Source organism: Amycolatopsis sp. CA-126428 (genome assembly GCF_002904335.1).
Classification (GTDB): Bacteria; Actinomycetota; Actinomycetes; order Mycobacteriales; family Pseudonocardiaceae; genus Amycolatopsis.
In genome coordinates, this window is record NZ_PPHF01000106.1 from 1 (window position 1) to 6,366 (window position 6,366).

At 71.2% G+C, this 6,366-nt stretch carries 6 protein-coding genes and 1 pseudogene; 1 reads left to right on the forward strand and 6 read right to left on the reverse strand.

The genetic code is table 11. The annotated features are described in order from the left end of the window. From C2L58_RS26625 to C2L58_RS26650, 6 genes and pseudogenes are all read right to left on the reverse strand, one after another. A partial coding sequence (locus C2L58_RS26625) for an AMP-binding protein (protein WP_146073686.1) occupies positions 1-2,181 on the reverse strand: 2,181 nt, incomplete at its 3' end. Between the two features lie 41 nt (positions 2,182-2,222). Next, positions 2,223-3,413 carry a cytochrome P450 gene (locus C2L58_RS26630; protein WP_103340425.1) on the reverse strand — a complete coding sequence of 397 codons (1,191 nt, stop codon included), beginning with the start codon at positions 3,411-3,413 and terminating at the stop codon, positions 2,223-2,225. A gap of 32 nt (positions 3,414-3,445) precedes the next feature. Next, positions 3,446-3,652, reverse strand: a complete 207-nt coding sequence (locus tag C2L58_RS26635) for a DUF5988 family protein (protein WP_233225949.1) — start codon at positions 3,650-3,652, stop codon at positions 3,446-3,448. 213 nt (positions 3,653-3,865) lie between these two features. Continuing rightward, positions 3,866-4,651 carry a Gfo/Idh/MocA family protein gene (locus C2L58_RS26640; RefSeq protein WP_103340427.1) on the reverse strand — a complete coding sequence of 262 codons (786 nt, stop codon included), beginning with the start codon at positions 4,649-4,651 and terminating at the stop codon, positions 3,866-3,868. Then, entirely contained in the window at positions 4,648-5,631 is a 984-nt protein-coding gene (locus C2L58_RS26645) for a Gfo/Idh/MocA family protein (protein WP_103340428.1), read from the reverse strand. The genes C2L58_RS26640 and C2L58_RS26645 overlap by 4 nt, the downstream gene beginning before the upstream one ends. A 127-nt stretch (positions 5,632-5,758) precedes the next feature. After that, positions 5,759-5,981, reverse strand: a pseudogene (locus C2L58_RS26650) (hypothetical protein); the annotation flags it as partial. Positions 5,982-6,007: 26 nt separating this feature from the next. Here C2L58_RS26650 and C2L58_RS48805 point away from each other — a divergent pair. Then, complete coding sequence (locus C2L58_RS48805; RefSeq protein ID WP_146073685.1) at positions 6,008-6,301, forward strand: hypothetical protein; 294 nt, start codon at positions 6,008-6,010, stop codon at positions 6,299-6,301. The last annotated feature ends 65 nt before the right edge of the window (positions 6,302-6,366 follow it).

Here is a 6,366-nt window from a genome sequence, read left to right on the forward strand (position 1 = left end):
CAGCAGCCGCTGCTGCGGGTCCATGGCGAGCGCCTCACGCGGCGAGATGCCGAAGAAGCCCGCGTCGAAGAGCCCGGCGTCGTGGAGGAACCCGCCGTGGCCGACGTACGACGTCCCCGGGCGTTCCCGGCCCGGGTCGACCAGGCTCTCCAGGTCCCACCCGCGGTCGCCGGGGAACGCGGAGACGGCGTCGCCGCCCTCGGCGACCAGCCGCCACAGGTCTTCGGGCGAAGTCACTCCGCCGGGCAACCGGCACGCCATGCCGACGATCGCGATGGGCTCACCGGGGTCGGCCGCCGTCACCGGCTCGGTGACGTCTTGGCGGAGGCCGAGGAGCCCGGCCCGGACGCGGGCGGCCAGCGCCGACGGCGTCGGGTGGTCGAAGACGGCGCCGGCGGGCAGCCACAGCCCGGTGCGGCCGGTCAGCCGGTTCCGCAGCTCGACGATGGCCAGCGAGGTGAAGCCCAGGTCGCGGAACGCGCGGCCGGCCGGCACCGGCTGCCCCAGCACGTCGGCGGCCTCGCCGCGGACGAGCTCTTCCAGCAGCTCCGCCTGCGCCCGGTCGTCCAACGTGGACAGCCGGGCGCGCAGGGCCGCGGCCACGGCCTCGTCGGGTTCGCTCTCGCGAGAAGATTCCTCGTGGTCTGTCGCGGCGTAGCGCAGCTCACCGGGTTCGCCGGCCAGCAGGCCCCGCCGGACCTTGCCCGACGCGGTCCGCGGGATGTGGGCGACTTCGAGGATCCGCTCCGGCACCTTGTACGCGGACAGCTGTTCGCGGCACCGCTCGATCAGCGTGGTGGGCTCGAACCCGGACGGGCCGGGGATCACGTACGCGACCGGGACCTCCCCGAGCGTCTCGTGCGGGGCACCGGCGACCGCCACGTCGGCGACGCCGTCGACGGTGCGCAGGACCGCCTCGATCTCGCCGGGGTGGATGTTCGCCCCGCCGCGGATGACGAGCTCCTTGATCCGGCCGCAGATGGTGAAGTAGCCGGCGTCGTCGCGGCGGGCCAAGTCCCCCGTCCGGAACCAGCCGTCCCGCATCGCCGCGGCGGTCGCCTCCGGGCTGTTGTGGTAGCCGACCATGACGTTCGGCCCCTTGACCCAGACCTCGCCCTCCTGGCCGGCGGGGACGTCGAGCCCGGTGCCCGGATCGACGACCCGCACCCCGACGCCCGGCACGGGCCGGCCGCAGGAGCCGTCGACCCGGGCGCCGTCCGGCGGGTTCATGGTGATGGCGCCGCAGGTTTCGGTGCTGCCGTAGGCGTCGATCAGCGGAACGCCGAAGATTTCCTCGAACTCGCTGCGCAGCCCGGCGCCGAGGACCGCTCCCCCGGCCAGGCCGATGCGCAGGCTCGGCGCGGAGAACCCGCGCTGCCGGGCGGCCCGCACCAGGTGGTGGTAGGTGGTCGGCACGCCGGCCAGGAACGTCGAGTCCTCCGCGCGGAGCAGCCGGATGACGTCGTCGGTGGAACTGCCGTCGGTGATCCGGACGGTCGCGCCGACGACGGTGGCCGACAGCACGCAGGCGATGTGCGAAAGGCTGTGGAACAGCGGCAGCGGCCACAGCACCCGGTCCTGATCGGACAGTCCGGGGAACGGCACGTAGCAGGAGGCGACGGACCAGAGGCAGTTGCGCTGGGTCGACAGGACGCCCTTGGGCCGGCCCGTCGTCCCGGACGTGTAGAACATCCACGCCGGCTCGTCGAGGTCGAGGTCGTCCGGCGCGGGCACGGCCGGTTCGGTGACGGCGAGTTCGTCGTAGGCGTGGGCGCCCGCCGGGACGTCGTCGCCCGTCACCAGCAGCCGGACGTGCGGCGCGAACCGCAGCCGCGCCGCCTGCGCGGCGTCGGTGATGACGGCGACGGCACCGCTGTCTTCCAGCGGGTGCGCCAGCTCGGCCGGCGCCGAGCCGGGGTTGAGCGGCACGCCGACGGCGCCCGCGCGCAGCACCGCGAAGTAACTCTCCACAGTGGACACACGGTTGCCGAGGCAGATCGCCACCCGGTCGCCGTGCCGGACGCCCAGCGCGGCCAGGTGCCCGGCGAGCCGGCGCGTCCGCGCTTCCAGCTCGCCGTGGGTCACGGCCCGGTGGTCGTCGGCGAAGGCGGCCTTTCCGGCGAAACGGGTCGCGTTCTCCAGGAGTGCGACGTGGAGTGGCTTGATGAGATCGGTGCGCACCGTGCCGCGGATCCTTTCGGACATTCGGAGGGGAAGAACGCTCACCAGGCGAGCGGGAGCTTCTCCACCGAGAAGACGGAACCCTTCAGCCGCAGCGGGACCTCGTCGGCCGGGACGGCCAGGCGCAGGCCGGGGAACGCCCGCAGCAGCGCCGTGAAGCCGGCGCGGAGTTCGACGCGCGCGAGGTTCTGGCCGAGGCACTGGTGGATGCCGAACCCGAAGGCGACGTGCCCGGAGGTGTCGCGCTCGATGTCCAGCTCCGCGGGACAGCCGAACTTGGCCGGGTCGCGGTTGGCGGCGGGCAGCGACACCGTCACCGTGTCGCCCTTCTTGATCAGCTCGCCGTCGAGCTTGAGGTCCTCCAGCGCGGTGCGGTACGTGTGGTACTGGTTGACGGTGGTGTAGCGGAGGAGTTCCTCGATCGCGGCGTCGAGCCTCGCCGGCTCCGCGCGCAGCTTCGCCAGCTGGTCCGGGTGGTGCAGCAGCGCGAAGGTACCGACGCACAGCGCGCCCTCGGTGGTCTCGTACCCCGCGAACAGCAGCAGGGTGACGATGTTGCGCAGCTCCTCCGGGGTCAGGTCCTCGTTGACGAGCGAGCTGATCAGGTCGTCCCCGGGCTCCGTGCGCCGCCGCTCGATGACCTCGTCGAAGAAGGTTTGGGCCTGTGCGTAGGCTTCCGCCGCTTCCACCGGGTCCGCTTCCGCGTCGTGCAGGAGGGTCACCGCGGGCACGTACCGGTCGCGTTCGGCGTAGGGCAGGCCGATGAGCTCGCCCAGCATCCGCAGGACGAGCGGCTTGGCGAAGTCGGTCACCAGGTCGGCGGGCGCCCCGTGCGCCCGCATGACCTCGATCTGCTCGGCGGCCACGGCCTCGACGCGCGGGACGAGCCGGCTCGTGCGGCGGACGGTGAACTCACCGGTCAGCAGTTTGCGGTACCGGGTGTGCTCCGGCGGGTCCATGTGGATGAACATGCCGGGGATCAGCGGGTGGGTCGGGATCACCTGACCCTGGTGCGTCACCGGGAAGTGGCCGACCTCGCAGCTGTGGCTGAACCGCGGGTCGCTGAGCACCTCGCGCACGAGCTCGTAGCTGGAAACGATCCAGCCGACGTGCCCGTCCGGGTAAACCATCTTCGCGAGCGGCCGTTCTTCGCGGAGGGTGCCGAAAATCGCGGGCGGGTCGAACTTGTCGATTCGCGCCCACGGCTCCTCGAAGGAAATCGCCTCGGTCATGGAAACCTTTCTCCAGGGACGGGTCGGGTGCGTTATTCGGCGATCTTCGTGCGGTGCGACCACCGGAAGACCGCGATCTCGCCGGCCCGGAATTCCCCACCGTGCACGAAGTGTTCGTAGCCGGCCCCGTGGCGGATCTTGAGCGTGCGGTCCAGCTCGGACGCCAGGACACTGCGTTCCGTCGCCGCCAGTTCGGCCGGTCCACCGCTCAACGCGATTTTTACCTGCGTAACACTCATCGCGGCCTCCACCTTTCGACGATTTCAGTCCACCCGTTCGCCGGTTCTCCCAGCACAGACCGGTCTCTGCATTCTCGATTCAGGCTAAGCGAGCCACCACCAGGCGGCATCCCCCACTCTGGTAGAGCGATCCGGGCCCACTTCGCGAGCGCGCGAAAACGGGGACTTCCTTCCCCGGAAAGGAAGAAATTCCCCGTGGAGCCGGAGCCGCGGTCAGGGTGCCAGGTCGACGGGCTGTCCGGCGTGGGCCGATTCGCAGGCCGCCTGGATGATCCGGAACGTCCGCAGCGCAGCCTCGCCGTCCGGACCCGGCGCGTCGCCTTCACTCAAGAAGTCGTTCAGCAGCGAGGAAATCAGGTCTTCACCACCGAGGGCGGCATCGACGCCGTCGATCAGCTTCGGGCCGGCGTCGTACTGCACGCTTGCCTTTTCCCCGATGAAGGTGATGACGGGCCGGCCCGTCGCGGCCGGGTTCCGGCGGAGGTCGAACGAAGCAACCTTCCCGCTCCGGTACCGGACCGTGAGCACCGCCGCGCTTTCCGCGCTTTGTCCACCGAGGACAGTGTTGGTCTGGGCATACACCTGCCGCGCGAGCTCACCGCCGAGAACGGCGTTCGCCAAGTCGAGCAGGTACGGCGCGGCCGCACTCAGCACCCCGCCGTCCGCGCCCGTGTCGAGCGACCCGAGGATCGTCGTCAGTTCGCCGATGCCACCGTCCGCGATTCCCTTGCGCACCACAGCGAACGCCTCGCCGTGGCAAGCCGGGGACGCGAAGGTGAGCCGGACCCCGCTCGCGGCACAGGTGTCCACCACGGCCTTCAGGTCGGTTTCCTTGGCCGCAGGGGGGTATTCGCACAGCACGCGCGCGCCCGCCTCGGCCGCCCGCAGGACCGGTTCGAACGCGTCCCAGGCCGCCGCGGCGACGACTTCGACGTCCGGCCGGGCGTGCAGCGCCTCGGCGTACAGCTCGGGCGTGGCCGAGAGGATGGCGACCTTCACGCGGCTCCCTCCACCGGGAGTTCGACGGCCCGCCCGGTCCACGCGGACTCGGCGGCGGCCTGGGTGATCCGGACGGCGGCCAGCGCGTCCTCGGCCCCGATCCGCGGTTCGGGGCCGCCCGCGAAGGCGGTGGCGAACTCTGCCATCTCGGTGGCGAACACCGACGGCCCGGAGTAGCCGAAGTTCGCGGTTTCGCCGTCGACGATCCGGACTTCCTGCGGCCACTCGGAGTCGTAGCCGGCGCTCCCGCCGGTCCCGGAGACGTGGTAGGTGACCCGCACGGGCGGCTTCGGCGTGGCGGTCCACCGGCTCACGACCTGGCTGATGGCCCCGCTCGCGTGGGTGAGCACGACGGTCCCGGCGGCGACGGCGCCTTCCGGCGCGGGCGTGGCGATGTCGCCCTGGTAGCAGGCGTGCACCCGGACGACGGTCCCGAGGACCCAGTGGGCGAGGTCGGCGCCGTGCAGCAGCTGGTCGGTGAGGATACCTCCGGACCGCGCGGTGGCGTGCCCGATCCAGGGCCGGGGGTGGTAGGCGGAGAAGGAGAACCGGCCGACCGCGACGTCCCCGAGCCGCCCGCTCGCGACGAGTTCGTGCAACCGCGCGTAGGGCGCGGCGAACCGCACGTCGTGGGCGGGATAGAGCCGGACACCCGCCTTCTCGGCCGCGGCGACGATCTCGGCGGCCTCGTCCGCGTCCGCAGTCAGCGGCTTCTCGCACACGACCCCGACCCCGGCGGCGATGGCGGTCATGGCGATCGCGTGGTGCGTGCCGGTCGGGGTGCAGATGTCGACGGCGTCGGCGCCGTCAAGGGCCTCGGCCAGCGACCCGGCCACGGTTGCCCCGAACTCCTTGGCGAGCTCGACGCCGCGCCCGTCGTCGGCGTGGACCCGCACGGCGGCCCCGGTGCCGAGCCACGCTTCCAGGTGCAGCCGGGCGATGAGCCCGGCCCCGATCAGAGCCACCTCGAGCTGCGGCATGGAACCCCTCACCGATCACGGAGGACGTCTGGGCTCGCTCAGACTCGCCCACACCCTCGGGTGGGAGCCATAACCAACGTGGGTAGTTCGGAAAACCGCCTTGGCCGGCGCCGGGGAAACCGGCGCCGACGAAGACCATCACCTTCGCCAGTTCACCCTTCAGCATGATCACCGCCGCACGCGTCACGATCATCTTCCGGGCCGGCGCCAGCCGCTTCACCTCGCCCATCAGCGAGTTGTCCTTTGTCGAAGTCGTAGAAGAACAGCGCCTCGGCCGCCTTCGACACCGCGCCCTTGACCTGGGCCGTCTTCGCGACGTCCAGCAGGGCCGTGTTGCTCGTCGCCGACGCACACGCCATTCGCTGTCCTCGTAGGCATGGCTCACGCCGATCGTGACGCTTGCGAAACCTGTCGGCGCGTCGAAGCCTTCAATCCCGCCGAACGACGCCTCGCTGAATGGGCCCACCTCGACGTCACCACTCACTACCCGCCGAACACGGCACCGCAGCAGGGCCTCGTGCTCGTCACCCGTCCACACTCGACCGGTGACCTCATCGGCCGGATCGAACTGCATCTCGACGGGACCGTCGTCGAAACACTGACGCTCGACTGTTGCCCTGCCCGGCGCCGGACGCCGACTTCGGACTGGCCGAAACCGCGGTGCCCCTAGACGAGTAATGCGTAAGTCTGGGTGTTGACCGGAGATGGGCGAAGGGTGTTCAAGATCCGTTTGTG

Excerpts from the sequence above, each read along its gene's own strand:
- C2L58_RS26630 (WP_103340425.1), bottom strand. The coding sequence starts at position 3,413 with ATGACCGAGGCGATTTCCTTCGAGGAGCCGTGGGCGCGAATCGACAAG.
- C2L58_RS26635 (WP_233225949.1), bottom strand. The coding sequence starts at position 3,652 with ATGAGTGTTACGCAGGTAAAAATCGCGTTGAGCGGTGGACCGGCCGAA.
- C2L58_RS26645 (WP_103340428.1), bottom strand. The coding sequence starts at position 5,631 with ATGCCGCAGCTCGAGGTGGCTCTGATCGGGGCCGGGCTCATCGCCCGG.
- C2L58_RS48805 (WP_146073685.1), top strand. The coding sequence starts at position 6,008 with ATGGCTCACGCCGATCGTGACGCTTGCGAAACCTGTCGGCGCGTCGAA.